Consider the following 22,798-nt stretch of genomic DNA (forward strand, 5'->3'; position numbering starts at 1 on the left):
CCGATTTATTTTTTTTGCACCGATTCGGTGTCTTTTAAGCAGCGTAAAAATATTTTGCGACAGGTTTTCGCATCGTCCGATGCGCGGTGTGCGTTTTCCGCATCGATTCCCATAGCGGCTGCGAGGTATTGCAGCGAATGATGTTTTGCCGAAGGGTAGGCCCATCGGCTCAAATTCAGCGTGTCGATCGCTTTGTTCGACATGGAAGGCATACCGCTCCGTTCCAATTCTTTATTGATAAAAAGCAAATCGAAGGGCGCGTTGTGTGCGACGAGGATAGCGCTTCCGATAAATTCGATAAAAGCCGGAAGAACCGAAGATACAGGCGGAGAGAAGGAAAGCATATCGTCGGTAATGTGTGTAAGCTCTTTCGTAAAAGAGGGCAGAGCGATTCCCGGATTTACGAGAGAGGCGAAAGTGTCGAGTACGCCCGTTTTATCGAAGAGTACGGCTCCGATTTCGATGATGCGGCAAGTGTCGGGAGTAAGACCCGTCGTTTCGGTATCGATCGCCGCAAAAACCGCCCCGCCGTTTACGAGGCGGAGCAGTTTTTTGTAATCGCGGAAAAGTTTATTGGGCAGCCGCATCGAGCGTGGATTTTATTTCCGAAGCGATCGCATCGCGGAGGTGAGCGGCTTCTTTTTTCGCTTGTGCAAGACCCGCATCGTTGTTGCCGGCGACGGGAACCGTGCAGTTTATGTAGAATTTTATTTTCGGCTCCGTACCCGACGGCCGCGCGCTTACGATCGTTCCGTCGTCGAGGAAAAACTGCAGCACATTGCTTTTCGGAAGATCGAGCGGTTTTGTCGTCGCCGGATTTGCCGGATCGAACGAAACGCTCCGTTCGATGTCGCGAATTTCTTTAACGCGTTTTCCGCCGAGCGTCTTCAACCCTTCGTTTCTGAGCTTCGTCATGATACCGCGCATCGCTTCTCCGCCCGTAGGACCCGGGAAATACTGTTCGATCGTTTTGTCTTCGAAGTAACCGTATTCTTTATACATGTCGTCGAGGTGTTCGAGGAGGCTTTTGCCCTTGTTCCTCCAATAGAGCGTCATCTCCGCGCACATCGCCGAAGCGGAAATGCCGTCTTTGTCGAACACTTCTTTTTCGATTTTATAGCCGTAGCTCTCTTCGAAGCCGAACACGTAACTCGCGGACTTGTCTTTTTCCATCTCGGCTTCGATCGCTGCGATCCATTTGAAGCCGGTTAAACATTCGAAAACTTTGACGCCGTATTTTTTGCAGATGTAGTCGATAAACGGTGAGGTGACGATTGTTCTGACGGCAGCGGGTTTTTCAGGCATTTTGCCGAGCTCTTTCCGTGAAAGCAAAATATATTCGAGAAAAAGCGCGCCCATTTGATTGCCCGTTATCAAAACGAATTTTCCGTCTTTGTCGGGGAAAGCCGAGCCGAAGCGATCGGCATCGGGATCCGTCGCCATAATGCAGTCGGCTTTTTCCTTTTCGCCGAGCGCTATCGCGAGTTTCATCGCAGGCGCTTCTTCGGGATTCGGTTTTTCGACCGTCGGAAAATTCCCGTCGGGGTCTCGCTGTTCGGGAACGGTGATCACTTTGAGTCCCAAATCGCCGAGCACTTTTTCGACGTGCATGCCGCCCGTTCCGTGAAGCGGAGTGTAGACGATTTTGACGTCTTTCGCATGCGCTTTGATGAGATCCGGCCGGAAAAGCTGCGCTTTGCACATGTCCCAGAATTTTTCGTCCATGTCTTTATCGATGAGGACGATTTTGCCGGCTTTTATCGCTTCGTCTTTCGACATCGTTTTGATTTCTTTGACGGCGTTCACTTCGCCGATGATACCCTTGTCGTGCGGCGGAATCACTTGCGCGCCGTCATTCCAATACACTTTGTAGCCGTTATAGATGCGCGGGTTGTGGGAAGCCGTTACGATAACGCCGGTGTCGGCACCGAGCGTGCGGACGGCAAACGAAAGTTCGGGCGTCGGCCTCAGCGACGAAAAGAGATAGGCTTTGATGCCGTTCGCCGCGAAAATGCACGCCGCAGCTTCCGCAAACACGTCGGAGTTTTTTCGGCTGTCGTAGGCGAGTACGGCAGAAAGCGTGCCCGCTTTTGCCTTTTCGGGAAAAGCTTTGATCACGTAAGAAGCGAGCCCCTGCGTTGCGCGGTTTATGACGAGCGGGTTCATGCGGTTCGTTCCGCCTCCCATTATGCCCCGAAGTCCGCCCGTGCCGAATTCGAGCGATTGATAAAATCTGTCTTCGAGCTCTTTGATATCGTCTTTTGCGATGAGCGCCTCGACTTCGCTCCGAAAGTTTTCATCTTTTTCTTCGGCGATGTACGCATTCGCGCGCTTTAAGATTTCCGATTTCTCCATATCATGCTCCCATAAAAAGTTTTAAGGGGAGAGTCCCCCTTAGACCCCGTTTTCTTTGGAAAGGGGGAGCGGCACCCCGTTCAAGTATAGCAGGTTTTACGCACTGCTTCAATTTCGCGTAAGTTTTTCGCGCGGAGCAAAATCACCGTACGCCCGCCGATTTAAAATACCGATACCGTGCTTTTTCCGCATTTACGCTTTGTCGGCCTCTTTAAGCATTTTCGTTTCCCATTCGATGAGCATCCGCTCTTCGTCGTGCGCGTCTCCTTTTACGTCGCAGAGTATGCGGAAAACGGGTTCCGTACCCGAACCTCGCATCCACATAAACGATTTCGGATTTTTATCTTTATCGAAAAAGATGATGCGGAGACCGCCTTTACCGCTCTTTGAAAAATCGGAAGCGTTCCGAGTTTCTTCCGTTCCGTTCGTCAAAACCGCTTCGTATGAAACGATGCCGTATTTTTTTTCGAGTTCCGCTTTTTTCGACTTCCATTCGCGCTCGAAAATACGCTGAAATCTTCCTTTGAGTACCGCGTTGTCTGCGGTTTTTAGGCGGAGCACGGCGCAGGGTTCGGAAACGCCGGTTGTCGTGTAGACGGGAAGCGTTTCGAGAACGTCGGTGAGCGTAAAGCGTTCTTTGTATGTGTGATGCGATTTTTCGCACCACGCTTTATACAAACCGTCCGCAGTCAATAATTTAATAATTGCGAACAGCGTAGAAAGCGGATCGCGGACGGCGGACGGGTACGTGATGTTCCCTCCGTTTCCGCCTTCGCCGCAGATGCGCACCGTAAAGCCCTTTTCACGCGCGCTTCGTGCGGTATTGACGACGTTCGCTTCTCCGACTTCTCCGTGAAAAACTTTTGCGCCGAATGCTTTTGCGATGTCGTCCACGCGCATGGACGTGCAGCAGTTGACCGCAACGGCGGGTTTATAGCCGCTCTTTGCAGCGTAGAGCTTGTCGGCGTATGCGAGTTCGGCGAGGACTGAAAGCGCAAACACTTCCTGTGCTTTCAGAGGCAGGGCTTTTTTTTGTTTTTCATTCCAATAGACGATATTGCCCCGATCTCCGTCGCAGTCGGGCATATAGCCCAAGACGGCCTCTCTTTTGCCTTCGGCTTGCAGCCTTTCCATCTCTTGTGCGCACCACACGAGATTCTCAGGTTCGGGGATGATTTCGTGAGCGATGGCGCCTGCTTTGTCGTTTATCGCATAAAAACCGATACCGTTTTCGGCAAAAAAATCTTTGTCGATCGAAAGCGTACGCGCCGAACCGTTCATATCGCACACGATACCGATATGCGCTTTTTCGGCAGCGCTTTTGATGTTTGAAAAAAGAGCGTCCTGTTCGGCGCCTTCGGGAAGAGCGGAGACGACTTCTTTGATAAACGCTTTATATGCGGCAAGCGAATCTTTTTTACAGCCCGGCGATTCCGCGTATACCCATTCCGCATCGCGCATACTGCACGAATTGAGGAGAGCCGCCGCTTTTTGCATCGCTTCGGGATCGGCGCATTTTTCGACGAAGGCTTTGACCATTTTCGCATTTTCTTCGGCGTTTACGACGCCTCCGTCGCTCAAGCCGACTTTGAGTCCGTTGTGACCGATCGGATTGTGGCTTGCGGAGATGTAGATAAAGCCGTCGAATTTTCGAGCGTACGCCATGATTTCCGGAGCCGCGACGACGCCGGGATAGCGTACGATTGCTTTTCGCGCGAGAAGCGTTCGTACGATCGCCGATGCGACGGCTCCTCCCGTCGGGCGAGTGTCCGTACCGCATACGATGACGGGATTTTTTTGTCCCGTTGCGGCGCTGATATAATCGAAAAAAACGTCGGCGGCGATGACGGCGAGCGCGGTATTTTCAGATCCGATTTCGCTCGTCGTGTCCTGTTCATCGCCCGATTTTGCAAAAACTTTGCGCCAGCCCGACGCGGAAAGAATCATATTGTGTTCCATAACTGTCATTCTATCACAAAGCGCTTCAAAATGAAATGCTCCTGTTAAAGTACTGTTAAAGTACTCCGCTTTGCGTATCCGATTTACGAGCGCTTTTTATAACGACCTGTGCCGTAAATGCCGTAAAAAAATATTTGCGTTTTCACCGATCCCGTAGTACAATAATACATATTTATAAAATTTGGAGGAAAGTGCATCATGAAGGTCTACACAACCGATAAAATCAGAAACGTTGCCGTTCTCGGGCACGGCGGCGCCGGCAAAACGACGCTCGTCGAAGCGATGTGCTATTTAAGCAAATTGACGACGAGGCTCGGACGCGTTGAAGACAAAAACACCGTCAGCGATTTTACGAAAGAAGAGCAGAAGCGCGGCATATCGATCAGGACCTCTCTCGTTCCCGTCGAGTGGAACGATTATAAATTCAATATCCTCGACACTCCCGGCTATTTCGATTTTGCAGGCGAAGTCGATGAAGCGATGAGCGTCGCCGACGGCGCGATCATCGTCGTGTCGGGTAAATCGGGCATCGAAGCGGGCACCGAAAAAGCGTGGGAGCTGTGCGAAAAATATCATCTGCCGCGTATGTTTTTCGTAACCGATATGGATATCGACGATGTTTCCTATAGAAAAGCGATCGAAGATTTGACTGCGGTGTACGGTAAAAAGATCGCGCCTTTCAATATGCCGATCCGCGACGACGGCAAGTTTACCGGCTATGTCAACGTCATCCAGCAAAAGGCGTTCCGCTACAAAGCGATCGGCGTCGTCGAACCGACGGATATACCCGATTATTCGAAAGAGCACTTGGCCGCCTATCACACGATTTTGATGGAAGCGATTGCCGAAACGTCGGAAGATTTTATGGAGCGCTTTTTTGCGGGCGAAGAATTTTCCGAAACGGAAATACGGGAAGCGGTACGCCTTTCCATACAGGACGGTTCCATCGTACCGGTGTGCATGGGTTCGGGTACTGCGGTGCACGGCGTGTACAACCTCATGGACGATATCGAAAAGTATATGCCGTCGGCGGAAAGCCGCAAAGTGTCAGGCATCAATACGAGTACGAACGAAATTTTCAAAGCGAACTTCGACGTGCTTAAGCCGAAAACGGCGTTCGTATTTAAGACGATCGTCGATCCCTTCCTCGGCAGATACAGTCTTATTAAAATCCGCTCGGGTATATTTAAAACCGACGATCTCGTCTACAACGTATCCACTGCATCCGAATTCAAAATCGGAAAGCTCTACATCATGCAGGGCAATAAGACGACTGAGATTTCCGAACTCCATGCCGGCGATTTGGGAGCCGTCGCGAAACTCAATGACGTAAAGACGGGCGATACGCTTTCGACGAAGGCGACGCCGATCCAATATCCCAGACAGGATCTTCCCGTGCCGTATACGTATCTGCGCTATCACGCGGTCAATAAAGCCGACGTCGATAAAATCGCGCAGGCGATGGCAAAAATTTCTGCGGAAGATCCGACGTTTAAAACGGTCAACGATTCCGTCAACGGACAGATGCTCATGTACGGCATGGGCGATATGCACCTCGATGTCATTCAAAACATTTTGAAAGACGAATATAAAATCGATTTGCGGATCGAAAAACCGAAAGTCGCGTTCCGCGAAACGATCAAAAAGAATTCCGACGTCGAGCACAAATACAAAAAACAAACCGGCGGACACGGGCAGTACGGACACGTCAAAATGCGCTTTGCTCCGACCGGAGATTTTACGAAAGCCTACGAGTTCGATCAAAAAGTCGTCGGCGGCTCCGTGCCGAAAAATTATTTTCCCGCAGTCGAAAAAGGCATCGCCGAATCGACTGCCCGCGGTCCGCTTGCGGCTTATCCCGTCGTCGGCGTACAGGCGACGCTCTACGACGGATCCTATCATCCGGTCGATTCGTCCGAAATCGCATTTAAAACGGCGGCGAAGTTCGCGTTTAAAAAAGGCTTTATGGAAGCGAGCCCTGTACTCCTCGAGCCGATCGTCAATTTAAAAGTTGTCGTCCCCGATGCGTACACCGGAGACATTATGGGAGACTTGACGAAGCGGAGGGGTCGCGTGCTCGGCATGAATCCCGCATCCGGCGGCAGACAGATTATCGAAGCCGACGTTCCGCAGATGGAACTCTTCGATTATTGTACGGGACTCCGTTCGATGACCGGAGGACGGGGAGAATACAGTTATGAATTTGCGCGCTACGAACAGGCTCCCGCCGACATTCAGAGCAAAGAAGTAGCCGCCCGTGCCGAAAAAGCCGCTGCAGGATTTGCCGAAGAGTAGGAGATATGTACCCCCTCGCGGTATTTTCGAAAACGCGAGGGGAGTTTGCAACGGGGTACAGGTCTTTTAGAAAGGATTGCGATACAAGAGATTTTCGACAGCCATCTCATGCGCGTGAGCGCATATGTTGATCCGCGAGTTTTCGAAAGAAAACTCGAAGTTAAAAGCGCCGCGCCATTTCAGCGGTGCTTTTAAACCTTCCCTTAATTTTCTTCGCCGCTTGTCTGTGCGGCATCATTTGCTTTATCCGCGCCGCTCCGCTTCGATACGATGTGAACTCTGCCCGTGCGCTTGATGCCGTCGTCGCGCTTCGCTTCTTTTTCGCCGTCTTTTACGTAATACAGTTTTTTTGCGTACTTCGCTTCTTTTTCGGCTTTTTTTTCGCGGACGGCTTTGACGCGGGCTCTGCGCGCTTTGTCGATAAACGAAAGCGATTTATCCATGCCCTGTAAAAACTTCTGCATATCTTCGGCGAAAATCGCAATCTGATGGCGGTCGAAGTCCGCTCCGTCGCGGCTTTTGCTTTCGACGATTTGAAGAAATATATCGCCGGTTCTGTTTTCTTTGACGTTAAAAAAATACGACCGGTTGTCCAAATATACTTGCGTTGTAAAGAGTTCTCCGCGTGCGCCCATAATCCGTCCTCTGTTCGCTTCACAGTATCATAAAAAGAGCGCTTGGGCAACTGCGCCGGAAACCGTATTCTCTAAAAAATCGCGTGTAATGTAAAAAATCGGCTGCACTCCCGGCATCAGTCGATTATGCGAATTTTGCGGCGATTTCGCCCGCCTTTACTGCAAGCGCTTTCATCGCGTCTTCGCTCGTACGCGGCCCGAAACTGAAGCGGAGTGCACCTTCGCGGACGGATGCGCTCACGTTCATCGCCTGTAAAACCGCGCTTCCGCCTTTATGCTGCCCCTTGTGCGAAGAACACGCGCTTCCGGTCGACACGCAAAATCCCTCGGCGTCGAGTGCGCGGAGCATCACTTGTCCCGGAATGTTTTTAAAAGACGCCTGCACGATCCACGGAGAATATTCGTCTTCGTGTCGGACGTCGAGCCGCGCTTCGGGGATAATCGTGCACCCTGCAATTTCGGAAAGGCTTCTTATAAAAGATTTTGTTAATTTTTTTTGCGTTTCAAAACGCGCGCGCGCTTTTTCGTTTGTATTCGAAATGCAGTAGCGTTCGAGGCAGCGCGCAAATGCGAGCGCACCGTATACGTTTTCCGTTCCGCTTCGTATATTTTTTTCCTGTCCGCCGCCGCGGAAAAAAGATTCGATCGTGTCGGCAAGGTAGAGTATGCCGATTCCCCTGGGTCCGCCGATTTTGTGGGCGCTGAAAGCCGCGCTTGCGACACTTAAGTGTGAAAGTTCGAACGGAATTTTTCCCGCCGCCTGAACGCAGTCGACGTGCAGTTTCGCTTTTCGTTTATTTCCGCTTTCTTTTGCAAGCGCATCCGCTATGTCTTTGATCGGCTGAATCGCGCCCGTTTCGTTGTTGACCGCCATGACACAGACGAGGGCGGTGTCGTCGGTGAGTTTTGACAGCACCGCTTCTTTCGTTATGATGCCGCCCGTTGTCGCCGGAATGCGGACGACGTGCCATCCGCATTTTGTCAACGATTCCGCCTGTTCGCGGACTGCCGGATGCTCTACGGAGCTTATGAGTACGGTGCCTTTTTGCGGCCGGTTCAGCAAGGAGAGGAGGGGAATGCAGTCGCTTTCGGTTCCGCCCGACGTAAAGTAAATCGTTTCGGACGGCACTCCCAAAGATGCGGCACATAGTGCACGCGCTTTTTCCAAAAGCCGTTTCGCTTCTTTTCCGACCGAGTGTACGCTCGAAGGATTTCCCCACGCCGAAAAAGTTTCTGCAAGAGAGGCTTCCAAAATATCTTTGTCGGAGGGTGCGGTCGCCGCCCAGTCAAAATAATGATCGATATTGTTTTGTTTCATACGCATTATTTTAAAACGTTTAAGATGACATCGTCGCCGACGGTTTCGGAAACCGTTTCGGTCAGACCTTTTTGCAAAACGAGACGAACGCCGCCGCCGATATTTTTTTTATCTTTGTGCATGATAGAAAGGAGTCTCTCTCCTGTCGCACCCCCTTTTATAATGGAGGGCACGGGATCGGTTTCCCAGCCGTAGCGCTCGAGGACGGAGAGCACTTCGTCTTTATACGCTCGGCTGCACAAACCGATATTGCAGCTGAGAGCGGCGGCGCGCGATATGCCCCACGCGACCGCATCTCCGTGCGTGACGCTCCCGAGACCCGCAAGCGATTCGAGTGCGTGGCCGAAAGTGTGACCGTAATTCAAATACATACGGATATTTTGTTCGGTAAAATCCCGCTCGACGACGGAAGCTTTTGCCGCGGCACATTTTTTAATAATGAGGCTTACCGCCTCTTTGTCGCGCGAGCGTATCTTTTCGCTTTCGTTTTTAAATACGTCGTAGAGTTCGGCGTCGTACAAAAGCGCGGTTTTAAACGATTCGGCGAGTCCCGATCGGTATTGGTCTTCGGAAAGCGATTGCACGAATTCCGGGAAAATGTATATCGATTCGGCGGGGTAAAACGAGCCGATCATATTTTTATAATTATTAAAATCGCATCCGGTCTTTCCGCCGATCGCCGCATCGACCATCGAAAGCAGCGTCGTCGGTACGAACGCGCACGATGCGCCCCGCTTAAAAAGAGATGCCGCAAAACCCGTTATGTCCGAGATGACTCCTCCTCCGACGGCGACAAAAATATCCTTTCGCGAAAACTCCGCATCGATCGCATTTTTTACGATGGTAAGGACGCTTTCGATCGTTTTGTATCCTTCGCCCGAACCGAGTATGACAAGTCTGTCGTCTCCGCAAATTCCGTCGTCGAATCTTGCGATAAAAGGCGCAAAAAGAGGCAGCGTTGCGACCTTTGCATCGGTGACGAAAAAGCGTCGGCGTCCCGTTTTTTCTCCGGGCTTAAAGAGATCGATAAAGTCGGGAGATGTTTCTGAAAAGACTATGTCGGTAGCATCCGTTCCCGGATGAACGGGCGGATAGGAGATGCGTACGATAGTATCCATAAGAGGATATTTTAATAGCTTTTCGTGTCCATTGCAAGAAAAGCGTCGCGCACTTTTTGTACGCGCGCGATTTCCCGTGCGAGCATTTTTCCGTAATCGAGACTGCCGTTTTTTATGCGCTCGCGTTCGTCTTCCCAAAACTGTCGTTCGGTGATAAACAAAAAATCGAACGAGACCGCATTCGCTTTTTCCGCCCACAGCAGGGCTTCTTTCCAATAATAGAGTCCCGCCGTATAGCACGAAAGCGCTTTTTCCAAATCGCGCACGTATTCGTCTTTCCACGGCGCATCGTAAAAATACGCGATTTTTTTATCGTAGGTTCTGCCGAGCCGCAAGTGCTGTTCGATGAGTTTGAGATTTAAATGCATTTGAAAGAGGTAGCGGTATTTTTCCCATTCTTTTTTCGTTTCGATTTTTAAGCCGGCGTAGAGCGGATTGCAAAAGTCCGCCTGCACCGCTTTTTCAAGCCAATAGATGTTTTCGATGCAGTCGTCGGGATACTGCTGGTAGTGGATGTGATAGAGGCGATAAAAATCCTCTTTGTATTTGACCATATACGCGCTTAAGGGCACAGGGATGCCGAGGGAAAAGAGGAGCAAAACGGCGACGATGCGCGCGATATGCAGAAAATACTTTTTCACGATTTCAATATCGGCAGATTTTCAAAGTAACTCCATATCTTTTCCGCTGTTTCTTCTATGGGACGCGATGCGTCGAGCGTGATTATGTTCATCGCTTCTTTTTTTGCAAACGCTTCGATGACCGCATCGTAGCGGCGGGCGGTATTTTTTTGAAAATCGGCTTTTTCGTAGATTTCTTTTTGCCCTGCGCGATGTACGACGCGCTCGAACGAAAGCGACGGGTCGATACGGAAATAAAAAAGCGCTTCGGGAAGCGGGAACGCGCTGTTTACGAGGTGAGGGATGTCATCTCCGAACGAAGCCGACTGATAGGCGAGCGTTGAAAAGATGTAGCGGTCGCTTACGGCGATTTTGCCGTTCTGCACGTGCTCCGTGATGCCGCCTTTTCCGTAGATGTGTTCACATCTGTCGGCGGCAAAGAGAAAGGCCGCCGTCCGCTCGTCTACCGAAAATTCGCCTTTGAGCATACGGCGCAAAAAAAGCCCCGTCGGGAGTTCCGTCGGTTCTGCCGTTGCAAAGATTTTATCGCCGAGCTTTTTTTTGAGGATGCCGAGCTGTGTCGACGTACCCGATCCGTCTATGCCTTCGAATACGATAAAATTATGCAATATCATAGAAAACGCCTGCACTTTTTCCGATATTCTGATATGATGGGGTTTGCGATTTCGCTTTGAGGATCCGGCGGCTGCATGAGTAAAAAATCGGTTATCCGCAGTTTATACATTTTGATTTTTCTCATCATACTCCTCGCGTCGTTTGCATGCGTCCGTCCGATCTATAAGGCACTCACCGAAAACATTTCGCACCGAGTACAAACGATGCGGACGATGCTCGAAGATACGACAGGTCTTACCTTTTCGTATGCGTCGCTGTCGCCGTCCATTCTAACGGTTTTCAATATAAAAGGTATAGTCCTCAGCTCCGCCGCCGACGGCAAAGCGCTCGTGTCGATCAGACGGATCACGCTTCGCTACCGATTGCTGAAATTGCTTCAAGGCGACATAGACAGCGCCTTTAAAAGTTTGACGATAGACGGCGTCGCCGTCGATTACGACGATGCAGCCGACAGAGCGATCATTGAAAGACTCGCATCGCTTACAAAAGAGGGAGGCGCAAAGCGGAACGCTAAACGGACGGACTTTTCGCGCATCAGCGTCGACTTGCCGTTTTCGCTTTTAATAAAAAACGTACGCATTCGATATCGGAGCGCTTATGCGGATGCGTCGTTTACGATACGCTCTGCGGATGCCGTGTACAATGAAGCTTCCCGCTCGCTCGGCGTGAGCGCGCGCGGCTCATCGGATGCGGTTTTATACGGCGCAAAGGGTATGCGTGTTTCGGGAAAATATACGCTTTCGAGTTCCGTCCGTTCGGGCTTAAACGGAAGCTCCCTCGTTGCACGCTTTTCGAATATGACAGGCGGCGATTTTTCGTTCGGCAGACTGAGCTTCCGCGCATCCTACGACGACCGCGTCATTTCCGTGCGCACCTTTCAGTCGGCGTTTCCGCTTATGATGAGCGCATCCTACGACATCGATTCGAAAAAGGCCGAAGCCTCTTTCGCCGCCGAGCGTTTTAGACTTTCATCGTTTATTTCGTCCCGGCGGCGTGCGGACTTCGTGCGCCGCATAGGAGAAGTATCGCTTACGGCAAAGGGGTCTGCCGAATACGATGCCGAACAAAAATCGCTTTCGTATACAAGCGGCGGCAGCTTTTTCGTTCCCGAAACGATTGTGAGAGGTTCTCTTTCCGTGCGTTACGATGTGTCCGGCACAAAAGACGAAGTTTCGATCCCGCACCTCGTCGTCTCCGGGGAAAACTGCGATGCCGAAGCTTCGCTTTTATATCGCATCGACGGTATGCGTCTTTCGGGTATCGTCGATGCAAAGCGTATTGCCCTTCCCAACGGGAATGCGCTTTCAGCCGAATTGTATTTCGATCCGCTCGATCGGGGTTTTGTCTGTTTCGCTCCCGAAGTGCACCTCGGAGAAAAAAACTTTACCGCACTTGAAGCGCGCGTGATACCGAACGGAAATTCGGTCGATTACAGTTTTGAACTTTCCGACTACGCGCACGCCGAAGCGGACACGCCCGGCTCGCTTCGAATAGACGGAAGTTATCTTGCACGCACGAATTATATTCAAGCGGGGATCGACATCAACAATTTTTACCTCGACAGTGCGGCCGAAGCGGGAGCCTTTTTTTTAACGGAAGACACATCCGCTTCGCTGTCGTCGTTTGCGCCGCGCCTTGCCCCTTACGTGTTTACCGGCGAACTTTACGTTTCGTCCGATTTGAAATCGGTTTCCTACAATGCGCCCTATGCTCTTTTTGTGAATACGCAAAAAGAAAACGAAGCGCTCTTTTTGTCCTTCGACGGAAACGAATCTTCATTGCAAGTATCGCAGCTCAATGTCGTGTACAAGGGAGATACCTTTTCCGCTTCGGCTGAAATCGACCGCGCACCCGATTCGTCGGCTTCGTTTTTTACGCTCGATGTACTGCACAAATCGGTTCCCTATCACTTTACCGGAAACATCATGCCCAATGTCGTCAGCGTGTCGGGCGATTATAACCTTGCCGCCGAGTTTCAGCGCTACGATAACGGCAGTATGGAAGGTTCTCTCGCGATGGAAAATTTTCCGCTGCAGGCGCTCGGAACGATTTTTACGCTTTCTACGGAAGCGGGCTTTGCGTATACGAAAGACGAAGGTTTTGCCGTACATATCGCTCGGCTCGAATCGGAAGATGCGGGCGGAAAATTTTCTTTTTCGCCGCACGTGCTTTTGTCGGGCACGGTGACAAAGTACGGAGCGGTTTTCGATTCGGTTTCGTATACGGATTCTTTTTCGGCGCTCACAGGTTCATCTCAGTGTACCGTCAACACGAGCGATCGCGGATTCGATTCCGCACATATCGACATGACGATGACAAATCCGCTTTCAAAAGAATCGGTGACGGCGAGCGCGGAAATCAACAATCCCGACGGAGCGCCGTTTTCAGTCGAAATGCTGAAAAAGAATTTGTATTTCAATGCGGAGGTTTTATTCGGCAATATCGATTTGAACCGCTTTGTGGCCGAACAAAGCGAAAACAATCGACTGACCGCGTCGATGAGCGCGACGGGAACATTCGAAAATCCTTACGTGACGCTTTCCGTCGACGACGCCGATGTGATGCTTGCGGGTGTGCTGCTTTCCGCAAACGGAAGCGCGACGCTCGAAGATCGAAACCTTTCCGTCAATTCGATGCACCTCTCATACGGCAGACTGCTCGTCGATAACGTCCGCGCCGGCTTTTCATTCTCATCGTACACCGGAAACGTATCGGCCGACATAACGACGACGGTTATGAAAAAGAGCGTCAAACTGCCGCTTTCGCTCGCAATTTCGGATACCGCATTTCAAAAAAGAGGGGCAGCCCCTTTATCGTTTGCACTGACGCTTTCGTCGCCGGGAGCTTCGGGTTCTTTTTTTGTAAACCCGTTTCCGTTTTCGCTTACGCTTTTATACACCGAAGGAAATGCGTTTATCACTTCGTCTGCGTCGCTCGGCGTTTCGGGCAGCATCACCGATACGGGCGTCCTCGACTTGCGCATTTCGAACGACAGGTCATTCCGCTCCGGCATCAGCGGAACGATCGCGTCGCAAAAGCTCGATATACGGGTGTCCGATGTCTCAGTCGATTTGGCCGCCCTCATGTCTCATATTTCAAATGACATCGTGACAATCTATAACGGCGTGTTGATCGGAGAAGCGCATATAGGCGGACTTTTGTCGGATCCCGAATTCAGCGGCAGTTTTTCCGTCGAAAAGCCGGATTTCAATTTTCCGAAAGTCATCCCCTCGCATATTACGCAAGAGCGATTTTTTTTGCTGATGGATCACAATGAAATAACGCTTCCTCCCGTAACGATGGGTGTGCGGGACAGCTCCATCGATGTCGCCGGTAAGATATATTTCGACCGTTGGACTTTCGACCGTCTCGAAGCGACTGTCCGTACCCCGCCGAATAAAACCGCGCCTGCGGATCTGGATATCGATATCGCGGATTTTAACGGCAGGGCGGGCGTCGATTTACATCTGTCCATCCAAGACAAAATTTTCGATGTTACGGGAAAAGTGTACGTCGAAGACGTAAAAGCGAAATTCCGTATGTCCGAATTGCTCAAAGAGCGCGATGTGAATTATATCATTCCGGCGAGAGCGAATGTCGACGTCGTCTTCGGTCCGCACGTCAACCTCGTGTTCGATCCGCTGCTCAGATGCGTATTCGTGCCCGGCGATTCCATCAACGTCAAAGCCGATCAGACGAGCGATTCGTTTTCGATAGCGGGCGATATGCATCTGCGTTCCGGCGACATCGCGTATTTGAACCGCAATTTTTATCTCAGACAGGGACTGCTCCGTTTCAGCGATACGGACGAAGCCTTCAATCCGCGCATCACGGTGCGCGCCGAAGTACGCGAACGCGATGTGAACGGAGGCGACATACGCATCATTCTTTCGGCGGAAAATCAGCCGCTCCTCGATTTCAATCCGCAGGTTTCGTCGATTCCTGCAAAATCGGAAGCGGAAATACGGACGCTTTTGGGGCAGATCGTCGCCGGCGATTCGGGAAATATGCGCGATATCTTTATCGCGACCACGGATTATGCCGTTCAGTCGACGATCGGGCGCGCGATCGAAAACAAGTTGCGCGATTGGTTGAATTTTGATATATTTTCCGTGAGAACGACCGTTTTGCAGAATACGTTGAGGATGGGTTTTTCGGGAGACTTGAGCCGCAGGGATCTGTCGGCCGGTAACTTTCTCGATAATTCGACTGTTTATATTGGTAAATACTTCGGAAGCGTATTGTATGCGGATGCGCTCATGCATTTGGTGTACGATAAAACGAGGATCGACGACAGTACGACGGTACAGGGGATAACGTTCCAGCCGGAATTCGGTTTCGAACTCGAAGCGCCGTTTGCAAATATCAGATGGGACATGACCCCCGATATCACTGCGATATTGAATAATGTGATCGTTCCTTCAACGGCGTTGACGCTTTCGTGGCGATTTTCGTTTTGAAAATTTTATGAAATAAAAAACGCCGTACGGCATATTGCAGCCGCTTTTATCCATATGCGCGTATTGATGGGAGATGCTATGCGTTTTAACCGCAAGATGTATATTCGTTTCGTGCTTTCGCTTTTTATTGCATTCAGTGTATCTTTATCCGTGTCCGCCGAAGAAAACGAAGACGAGGGATGGTTTTGGGGTAAAACGATTTCCGAAATCACGTTTGAAGGATTGAAAAACGTCAAGCGCTCCGAACTTACGGGCATTACAAATGCGTTTATCGGACGGCCGTTTACCGAAGAAGTCTATGCCGATTTGTCCGACCGCCTCTACGCGCTCGATATGTTCGACGATATTACGCCGTTTGCAAAGCACGATCCGAAAACGGCGGATAAGATCCTGCTCGTCTTCCAAGTGAAGGAGCGTCCCGTCGTTCAATCGATACGCTTTTCGGGCAATTCGAAAATCAGAAACGGAGAACTGCGCGACGCCGTTACGGTAAAAACCGGCGACATATTCGTCGAAAGCAAAGTGCTCCTCGACGAGCGTGCGCTCCGCGACGTATATCTGAAAAAAGGCTATACCGATGCGACGATTTCACACACTGTCGAAGAGACTTCCGACGGTATCCGCATTACCTTTGTCGTAAACGAAGGAGCGAGTACGGTGATTTCGGCAATACGCTTTTCCGGCAATACGCTGGTGTCCGAACGTACGCTCAAAAGCAAAATGTCGCTCAAAGAAGCGGGTCTTATGAAGGGACGCGCATTTCAGCGTTCGGCGCTCGAAGCCGACAAACAGGCGATCGTTTCGTATTATCAGGACCGCGGCTATGCGGATGCGCGTATACTCGACGTCGTGCAGGAAACGGCTTTCAACGAAAAAAAAGGCCGCAACGAATTGACGCTTACCTTTGTCATGCAGGAAGGACCGCAGTACACGTACGGCGGTACGACGATAAGCGGCAACGAAATATTTTCGAAAGAAACGCTTTTGTCGTATATAAAATTAAAGCCCGGCGCCGTCTTCAATCAGACGAAGTATCAGGAAGGCTTGCAGGGCATCACGAGTCTCTATGCCGAAAACGGCTATATGACCAATCAGTACGCGCCTGCGGTCAATAAAGATGCCGAGCGTCATACGATTTCCGTCGCGCTTTCGATCATCGAACGGCCGAGGAGCCACATCGAAAATATTATCATCAAAGGCAATACCAAAACGAAAGATTACGTAATCCGGCGGGAGATCCCCCTCGAACCGGGCGACGTTTTTTCCCGCGACAAAGTGATGAAAGGTTTGCGCAACCTGTACAACCTGCAGTATTTTTCGAGCGTCGTTCCGGAGCCCATGCCCGGCAGCGAAAACGATCTCGTCGATTTGGTGTTTACCGTCGAAGAGCAGTCGACGACGACGCTTGAATTCGGCATGACTTTTTCGGGCGTTTCCGATCCGGACGATTTTCCGATATCGCTGTTTGCACGCTGGCAGAATTCGAATTTGAGGGGAGAAGGGAAATCCGTTTCCGCAGGTACCAACATTTCAAATACGTCGCAGACCGTCACCGCGTCCTACGGACAGAGCTGGCTTTTCGATTTGCCGATAGGCATCAATGAGTCCATATCGTTTTCACATTCGAAAGAATCGGCGCTGCGTCTGCAGATGCTCGGAGACGGAACGGTTTCGGACGACGAATACTATATGCAGTTTGAATCGTGGGGCGTTACGTTCAGTTCTTCCGTAGGACGGAGGTGGCTTCCCGACTTTGCGATTTTGCAGATAAACGGCGGACTTTCGACGTCGCTCAGCGATAATGTGTATGACGAATCGATTTATGTACCCCACGATTCGAGCGTCAATCAAAATGCGAACAGACTCGGTTTGACCAATTCCCTGTGGGGGAGCGTATCGCTTGACGACCGCGATATCAGCTACGATCCTTCACGCGGCTGGTTCGTGAGCCAGCGGCTCGGCTGGTACGGCATTATCCCCGGTCTTGAAAAGGAATTTTTCCTTAAAAGCGATACGAAGCTTGAAGGCTATTTTACGCTGTTCAATATCCCCGTTACAAAAACGTGGTCGTTTAAAGCGGTATTCGCCGCGTATACGGGGCTTACGACGATGTTCCCCGTACCCGGAACGCTTCTCGGCGATTCGAACAAAGCCTATATCGACGGTATGTTCAACGGACGCGGGTGGACGAATATCTACAACAAAGTCCGCGGCAAAGCGATGCTCAGCAACCGCCTCGAACTGCGAATTCCGATATTTCCGAATATCGTCGGCGTAGACGGATTTTTCGATGCGGCTGCGATCACGAGTGACGTGAAAACGATGTTCAGCAATCTGTCGGTAAACGATTTTTATTTCAGTTTCGGACCCGGCTTGCGCTTCCTCTTGCCGCAGTTCCCGCTGCACCTTTTGTATGCGTGGACGTTCAAGCACAGCGATGCGAGAGGGTGGTACTTCAACGATCCGAACGGCGTATTCGTGCTTTCGTTCAACATAACGAACCGCTGATTGACGGGGAGCTTCCGAACGCTGACGTTTTTGAAAGTTTTCCGTCTTAATAATTAATAATTTTGGAGAATGCGATGATCGATCGAATAAAAAAAATACTGATTGCCGCTTTACTTTGCACTCTCGCTTCGGCTGCCCGCCTTTCGGCACAGCAGATTACGAAGTTCGGCGTCGTCGATACGGCGAAAGTGTATAACGCATATTTTCGCAATTCGTCTGCGGTGCGCAATTACGAGCGGAAAAAAGCCGAGTATCAGGAAGAGATCAATAAGCGGACGGAAGAGCTCCGCGCACTGCAGCAGAGAAAACTTTCCTACGGAGATTCCGGCGACGAATCGAACGCGGTGCGTATCGAAAGTCAAATCACTCAAAAGACGGAATACCTGCGCGAATATACGAATGCGAAAAACATCGAACTCGCGACGATGCAAAAATCGCTTCAGGATTCCGATTCGTTTTATCGCAGGCTTTACGGCGTACTTGCAAAAATCGCGGAAGCAGGCGGCTACAGTATGATTTTAAGCTTGCAGCAAAACAATGCGATTTTGTGGTACAGCCCCTCCGTCGACGTTACCGAACAGGTGATCGCGGAGCTCGGAAACAACTAGCGGCATGAAGACGGAAAACTCGCCGACGCCGCTCATGGCGCAGTATGCTTCCATAAAGTCGAAGTATAAAAACGAAGTGCTGTTTTTCCGTCTCGGCGATTTTTACGAAATGTTTAACGGCGATGCCGTCGAAGTATCGCGTCTTTTGAATTTAACGCTGACGCACCGAGGGGATTCTCCGATGTGCGGCATCCCCTATCACGCGGCGAAAGTGTATATCGCCCGTCTTTTGCGACTCGGAAAAAAAATCGTCATCTGCGAACAGGTCGGCGAAGTTGCACACGGCAAGGGCTTGACCGAACGCAAAGTCGTCGAAATCATCACGCCGGGTACGGCGGTCGAAGCCGAATATCTCGACGGAAGCGTCGCGAACTATGCGGCAGCCCTTTCCGTGTCTCACGGTAAAGCGGGATTCGCGTTTATCGATGTGACGACTTCTTCGTTCAGCGCGACCTCTTGGCCGGCGGCTGAGACGGCGGAGCATTTTCCGAAAGAGCTTTCTCGCTCGTCTCCGCGCGAACTGCTTTTGCCGGAATCGCTGAAATCGTCTTCCGTCGTTCGGGAAGTTCTTTCCGCGTTTCCTTCCCTCGCGCTTTCGTATTATCCCGATTGGCATTTCAATGCGAGTACGGCGTATAAAAAATTGACGGCGCAGTTTAAAACGGCGAACCTCGCGCCATTCGGGCTGAGCGAAGATTCGGCAGAAGTGGCGCCTGCGGGTTTTTTACTCGACTACCTTGAAAAGACGACGAACACCGCCGTTCCTCATGTGGACGGCATACGCGTGTACAGGGACAGCGAATACGTCGTCATCGACGATTCTTCGATGCGCAATCTCGAAGTAACGGCGAATCTTCGCGACGGAAGCGCTCAGTACAGCCTGCTCGAATGCGTCAACTACACGAAGACCGCGATGGGAAACCGTATGCTCCGGTCGTGGCTTTTGTATCCGCTTACCGAACTGAAAAAAATTTCCGCACGGCAGGAGCACGTATCCCTTTTTACGGATGACAGAAAGCTCCTCGTCGATATACGGGGCCGACTCGAACCCATACTCGACATAGAGCGACTTGCCGGTCGCATCGCAATGGACAGAGCGCATCCGAAAGATCTGCAAGCCCTTCGCGGAAGTCTTGAAGGGTGGAAGGATGCACGCGGGATACTTCGAGAGCGTGATTTTTCGCTCATCGATTTTTCACGTGCGGAGCGCATTATTGAAATTATTAAAGAAGCGATAAACGACGATCCGCCGACGACTCTTACCGAAGGGAAGATCATTAAGAGCGGCTGGTCGGAAGCACTCGATCACTGGAGGGGCGTTCACGACGATTTCGACAAAATACTTTCACGCTATGAAGAAGAAGAGCGGCGGAACACGGGGATCGCCAATCTGAAAATAAAATATACGAATGCGTTCGGCTATTTTATCGAAGTGAGCAAGGGAAAGCTTTCAGCGGTCCCGCCTCACTTTATCATGCGTCGTGCGCTCGTAAACGGCGACCGCTATACGACCGAAAAACTGCAGGAACTCGAACACGAGCTTACCGAATCCGATACGAAAGTGCTCGAACTCGAACGCGATCTTTTTATTAAAATCAGAAACTCTCTGCACGAATACGTGCCGTATCTCATGCAGCTTGCAGGCGAAATTGCCTATACCGATGCGTCTTCATCTTTTGCGCATGCCGCCGTTTTGCACGCTTGGACGAAGCCTAAAATCACCGACGGATGCGCGTTCGAAGTGGAGCAGGGCAGACATCCCGTCGTCGAAGCGCACATGGGGGCGGGCGAGTTCGTACCGAACGATTTGACGATCGGAGAAGCCGGCGGCCATTCGTTTGCGCTTATCACGGGACCGAATATGGCCGGTAAGTCGACATTTCTCAGGCAAAACGCACTCATCGCGCTGCTCGCGCAGACGGGTTCCTTTGTACCGGCGAAAAGGGCGAAGCTCGGCATCGTCGACAGAATTTTTTGCCGCGTCGGCGCGACGGACAACCTCGCGCGCGGAGAATCGACCTTTCTCGTCGAAATGACCGAGACGGCGAACATCCTCCGTTCGGCGACAAAAAGATCGCTCGTCATCATGGACGAAGTCGGGCGCGGTACTTCTACGGAAGACGGGCTTGCGATCGCGCAGGCGGTGTCGGAATACCTGCTCGACGGCATAGGGTGCAAAACGCTCTTTGCGACGCACTATCACGAACTTACCCGTATGGAACACCCGTCGCTCGAAATGCTCTGCATGGACGTGTCGGAAGAAGACGGTACGGTCGTGTTTTTGCGGAAAGTAAAAAAGGGGGCTGCCGAAAACTCGTACGGCATCCACGTTGCGCGCTTGGCGGGCGTGCCGCAGTCGGTGATCGACCGCGCGAGCGTCATCCTTGCGCACATTCAAAATCTTGCCTCGAACAAACCTCTTCTCGATTCCGTTCCCGATATCCGCGTCTCTTCCGATGCGCCCGGTCTTTTCAGCGATGAAGAGATCGTGCTCGATGAAATACTTTCAGCCGACACCGACAATATGACCCCTCTTGCCGCGCTGCAGGCCGTCGCCCGCTGGAAAAAATCGCTTTCGGGAAAATAATAATTACCCGCTTCGAGACAATACCGCCGCTCGCGTTCCGTCCGGGTATACTTAGCGGCATCAGTTCTGCATATAGGCTTAGGCTTGGGGTTACGGAAATACGCGTTTTACTTCTTCCATAAATTTCAAGCCGCGATCGAATTCGTTTGTAAACATACCGAACGATGTCGCACCCGGAGAAAAGAGGATGACTTCGTTTGCTTCCCGCTCATCGTCGGCGCATTCGTTCGCTTTGAGCGCACCGAGCAGTTCGCCGAGAGAATCGTAGGGGCCGTAAAACGCTGTGCCCGAGGCATGCAGCAATTCCGTCAATTTATCGGTCGCCGTTCCCGAAAGCAGGTACAGCGCTTTTACGCGTTTTCGCGTATCGTTCGAAAGCGCTTCGGAAAGCGGGTTTTGCGGCAATCCTTTATCGGTTCCGCCCGCGATCAAAATCACCGGCACTTTGAACGATTGAACGGCGGCGACGGCGGCTTCGGGAACGGTCGCGCACGAATCGTTGTAAAAGTGAAATCGCATGCGTTTTCGATTCCATACGTGAAAGTACTGCAAGCGGTGCGGTATGCCTTTCCATCGGCTTAAAATATTCGAAACAGTTTCCGCTCCGATCCCCGACAGTGCCATGACGAGCGCCGCGTTCAAAACGTTTGCCCTCATGTGACGGCCCGGAACGGATACCGAGCGGAGGAGGGTTACGGGAACATCGTTTCCCGGAAGACGCGCCTTTCCGCAAAATTTTCCGTCGGCGTCCGTATCCTGCCATGCGCCGTATACGCCCGGAGGAAGGGCTTTCGTACTGTAGCGGAAGACCGTCGCCTTCGATTCGCGCGCAAAAAAATCGCCCCACGAAAGCCCCGCTTCGGGTTCGGGCGTTTCTTTATCGTCGGCGTCCGCATCGAAAATCGAACAGTTGTTTTTTTCCTGATCGGCGTAGATGAGGCGTTTGTCGGCGACGTAGGATGCCATGTCTCCGTACCAATTTTGATGGTCGGGTACGATCTTCGTGATGAGCGAAATGCGCGGTTTTAATAATTTTCTTCCGCGCAGGTCCGCGAGCTGCCAGCTCGAAAGTTCGAGTACGACAGGCGTCGTTTCATTCGTCTTTTCCAAAAACGAAAGAGGACTTACGGTGATGTTTCCGCCGAGAAAGGCCATAAGACCCGCCTCTGAAAGACCGAAATAAATCGCACTAGCCGTCGAAGATTTTCCTTTGCTGCCCGTGACCGCGATGATCGGCGCTTTCGTAAATGCAAGGAATATGCTCATGTCGGTTTCGATCGCTTTTGCACAAGAGAGATAAGTATTGCCTTCGTACTTTACTCCGGGATTTTTAATAACGCAGTCCGCAAAACGGAAATCGTCGATTCTGTGTTCGCCGAGCCGATAGGTGAGTCGTGTCCGGTTGAGAGAGGCATCGTTGTTGAGCGAGTCGACGGTCGGCTTCAGCTCTTGCGCGGTTTTCATATCGGTTGCGACGACGTAGGCTCCGTACTTCAAAAAAAATCTGACGGCCGCTTCTCCGCCGCCGTTTAGGCCGAGTCCCATGACGGTGATGTGTTTGTTTTTTATATCGGCAAGCGATGAAAACACGCAGCCTTCGGGATATACATGAGGAGAAGTTATCATACTTTTAAAATTCATAATCGATAAACATTAACAGAAAAACGTATAAAGTGCAAATGAAAATAGTACACTTAAG

14 protein-coding genes are annotated in these 22,798 nt (G+C 51.2%); 5 read left to right on the forward strand and 9 right to left on the reverse strand.

Annotated features, from left to right (window positions below; translation table 11 throughout):
• Positions 1–5: 5 nt before the first annotated feature.
• From JSQ97_RS01685 to JSQ97_RS01695, 3 genes are all read right to left on the reverse strand, one after another.
• Positions 6–587, reverse strand: a complete 582-nt coding sequence (locus tag JSQ97_RS01685) for a 3'-5' exonuclease (RefSeq protein ID WP_205074457.1) — start codon at positions 585–587, stop codon at positions 6–8.
• The gene (locus JSQ97_RS01690) at positions 571–2,355 is read right to left on the reverse strand and encodes a phospho-sugar mutase (protein ID WP_205074458.1); all 1,785 of its coding nucleotides are present in this window, start codon (positions 2,353–2,355) and stop codon (positions 571–573) included. The genes JSQ97_RS01685 and JSQ97_RS01690 overlap by 17 nt, the downstream gene beginning before the upstream one ends.
• Positions 2,356–2,547: 192 nt before the next feature.
• Complete coding sequence (locus JSQ97_RS01695; protein WP_239446859.1) at positions 2,548–4,314, reverse strand: phosphohexomutase domain-containing protein; 1,767 nt, start codon at positions 4,312–4,314, stop codon at positions 2,548–2,550.
• Between the two features lie 198 nt (positions 4,315–4,512).
• Here JSQ97_RS01695 and JSQ97_RS01700 point away from each other — a divergent pair, with 198 nt between their 5' ends.
• Entirely contained in the window at positions 4,513–6,609 is a 2,097-nt protein-coding gene (locus JSQ97_RS01700) for an elongation factor G (protein WP_205074460.1), read from the forward strand.
• 203 nt (positions 6,610–6,812) lie between these two features.
• Here JSQ97_RS01700 and JSQ97_RS01705 read toward each other — a convergent pair whose 3' ends face one another.
• The 5 genes from JSQ97_RS01705 to tmk all read right to left on the reverse strand — a co-directional run bounded on the left by JSQ97_RS01705 (position 6,813) and on the right by tmk (position 10,935).
• Complete coding sequence (locus JSQ97_RS01705) at positions 6,813–7,244, reverse strand: DUF3276 family protein (RefSeq protein ID WP_205074461.1); 432 nt, start codon at positions 7,242–7,244, stop codon at positions 6,813–6,815.
• Positions 7,245–7,368: 124 nt separating this feature from the next.
• Entirely contained in the window at positions 7,369–8,562 is a 1,194-nt protein-coding gene (locus JSQ97_RS01710; RefSeq protein ID WP_205074462.1) for a cysteine desulfurase family protein, read from the reverse strand.
• Between the two features lie 5 nt (positions 8,563–8,567).
• Positions 8,568–9,680, reverse strand: coding sequence for a 3-dehydroquinate synthase (locus JSQ97_RS01715; protein WP_205074463.1), 1,113 nt, complete (start codon positions 9,678–9,680; stop codon positions 8,568–8,570).
• An 11-nt stretch (positions 9,681–9,691) separates the two neighbouring features.
• Positions 9,692–10,321 carry a hypothetical protein gene (locus JSQ97_RS01720; RefSeq protein ID WP_205074464.1) on the reverse strand — a complete coding sequence of 210 codons (630 nt, stop codon included), beginning with the start codon at positions 10,319–10,321 and terminating at the stop codon, positions 9,692–9,694.
• Entirely contained in the window at positions 10,318–10,935 is a 618-nt protein-coding gene (tmk, locus tag JSQ97_RS01725) for a dTMP kinase (protein WP_205074465.1), read from the reverse strand. Before tmk ends, JSQ97_RS01720 begins: the two co-directional genes overlap by 4 nt.
• A 75-nt stretch (positions 10,936–11,010) precedes the next feature.
• Between tmk and JSQ97_RS01730 the strand changes: the two genes are divergently transcribed.
• From JSQ97_RS01730 to mutS, 4 genes are all read left to right on the forward strand, one after another.
• Entirely contained in the window at positions 11,011–15,396 is a 4,386-nt protein-coding gene (locus JSQ97_RS01730) for a translocation/assembly module TamB domain-containing protein (protein ID WP_205074466.1), read from the forward strand.
• A 78-nt stretch (positions 15,397–15,474) separates the two neighbouring features.
• A complete protein-coding gene (gene bamA / locus JSQ97_RS01735) occupies positions 15,475–17,904 on the forward strand; it encodes an outer membrane protein assembly factor BamA (protein WP_205074467.1) in 2,430 nt (809 codons plus the stop codon).
• Between the two features lie 74 nt (positions 17,905–17,978).
• Complete coding sequence (locus tag JSQ97_RS01740; RefSeq protein ID WP_239446861.1) at positions 17,979–18,512, forward strand: OmpH/Skp family outer membrane protein; 534 nt, start codon at positions 17,979–17,981, stop codon at positions 18,510–18,512.
• A gap of 4 nt (positions 18,513–18,516) precedes the next feature.
• Positions 18,517–21,099, forward strand: coding sequence for a DNA mismatch repair protein MutS (mutS, locus tag JSQ97_RS01745; protein ID WP_205074468.1), 2,583 nt, complete (start codon positions 18,517–18,519; stop codon positions 21,097–21,099).
• Between the two features lie 90 nt (positions 21,100–21,189).
• Here mutS and murD read toward each other — a convergent pair whose 3' ends face one another.
• A complete protein-coding gene (murD, locus tag JSQ97_RS01750) occupies positions 21,190–22,740 on the reverse strand; it encodes a UDP-N-acetylmuramoyl-L-alanine--D-glutamate ligase (protein WP_205074469.1) in 1,551 nt (516 codons plus the stop codon).
• Positions 22,741–22,798 lie beyond the last annotated feature (58 nt).

The sequence above is a fragment of the Treponema sp. Marseille-Q4523 genome (genome assembly GCF_016901105.1).
Lineage (GTDB): Bacteria > Spirochaetota > Spirochaetia > Treponematales > Treponemataceae > Treponema_D.